The organism is Micromonospora tarensis (genome assembly GCF_016803395.1).
GTDB lineage: Bacteria > Actinomycetota > Actinomycetes > Mycobacteriales > Micromonosporaceae > Micromonospora > Micromonospora tarensis.
Window position 1 is genome coordinate 1 of the sequence record NZ_JAEVHL010000486.1, and the last position, 1673, is coordinate 1673.

A 1673-nucleotide genomic window follows, 5' to 3' on the forward strand; every position below is an offset into this window, starting at 1 on the left:
CCGGGGCTGTCTCGCTAACGGTGTTTCCGGCGATCTTGGTTAGTAGGTTTCAGCGGCTGGGAAGCGGTCGCTGAAGGTGATGGCGAAGGCGTTCAACGCGGGTTTCCAGCGCATCGTCCATCGGGTTCGTCCTGTGCCGGTGGGGTCCAGGGACCGGGTCACCAGGTACAGACACTTCAACGCGGCCTGCTCGTTCGGGAAGTGGCCGCGGGCCTTGATCGCCCGTCGGTAGCGGGCGTTCAAGGATTCGATCGCGTTGGTCGAGCAGATGACTTTGCGGATCTCCAGGTCGTAGTCGAGGAATGGGATGAACTCGGCCCAGGCGTTGTCCCACAGCCGGATCACCGCCGGATACCTGCCGCCCCACTTCTCGGCCAGGTCCTCGAACGCGGCCCGGGCGGCGGTGGCGTTGACGGCGGTGTAGATCGGTTTGATGTCGTGCTTCAGCGCGTCCCAGTACTTGCGGGAGGTGAGCCGGAACGTGTTGCGGATCAGATGGATGATGCAGGTCTGCACGATCGTGGCCGGCCACACGTTCGTGACGACCTCGGGCAGCCCTTTCAGGCCGTCGCAGACGAGGAAGAACACGTCCTTCACGCCCCGGTTACGCAGGTCGGTCAGCACGCTCATCCAGAACTTCGCGCCCTCACCGCCGGTGCCGGCCCACAGCCCGAGGATGTCCTTCTCGCCGTCGAGGGTGACCCCGATCGCGGCGTAGAACGGCCGGTTCGCGACCTGCCGTCGCGGACCTTGACCACGATCGCGTCGATGAACACCGCCGCGTAGATGGCGTCCAGGGGTCGGTGGGACCAGTCGGTCATCTCCTCGATCACCTTGTCGGTGATCCGCGAGATCGTCTCCTTACTGACCGAAGCGCCGTAGATCTCGGCGAAGTGCGCGCTGATCTCCCCGGTCGTCAACCCTTTGGCATACAACGACAACACGACCTCGTCGACCCCGGAGAGCCGGCGCTGCCGCTTGCGGACGATCTGCGGCTCGAACGTGCCCGCCCGATCCCGAGGCACGTCGATCTGCACAAGCCCCGACGCGTCGGTCAACACCGTCTTCGACCGGCTGCCGTTGCGGACGTTGCCCGACCCGGCACCGTCGGTTTCGTGTTTGGCATAGCCGAGGTGCTCGGTCATCTCCTCGTTCAACGCGGTCTCCAGGACCGTCTTGGTCAACTGCCTGAGCAGCCCGTCCGGACCGGTCAGCGACAGGCCCTGCTCCTTCGCGGCTCGGACCAGCTCGGCGGCGGCCTTCGCCTCCGCCGACGGCTCCGCCCGCTTCTTCCGTCCGGTCTGATCGTTCAGTGTCGCGGTCATCACGGCACCCTCCTCACCAGGCACAACGCCCGGCAGGTCAGGCCGGAAACACCTTTAGATCCACAGACCCGCACCCCCACCCGGGGTGCCGGCCAGCGGCGTGTCCACACCCAGATCTTGGACAGTTTCCGTTACGCACGAACGGAAACTGTCCAAGATCTCGCGGTGTGGGCCGGTGCGTGTGCCACGGTCGGGCGATGGTGCCCCCGCGCCGCGGGTACAAGGCGTCCCGGCCGGGCAGCGAAGGCGACGCGGCCGGGCAGCGAAGGCGACGCGGCCGGGCGGACGAGGCGACGCGAAGAAGGCGACGCGGCCGGGCGGACGAGGCGACCCGGGCGAGCCGACGCC

Annotated in this window: 1 pseudogene; it reads right to left on the bottom strand. The window is 67.0% G+C overall.

Features of this window, described 5'->3' with window-relative positions:
* Positions 1-39: 39 nt before the first annotated feature.
* Positions 40-1325, bottom strand: a pseudogene (locus tag JM949_RS35800) (IS256 family transposase).
* Positions 1326-1673 lie beyond the last annotated feature (348 nt).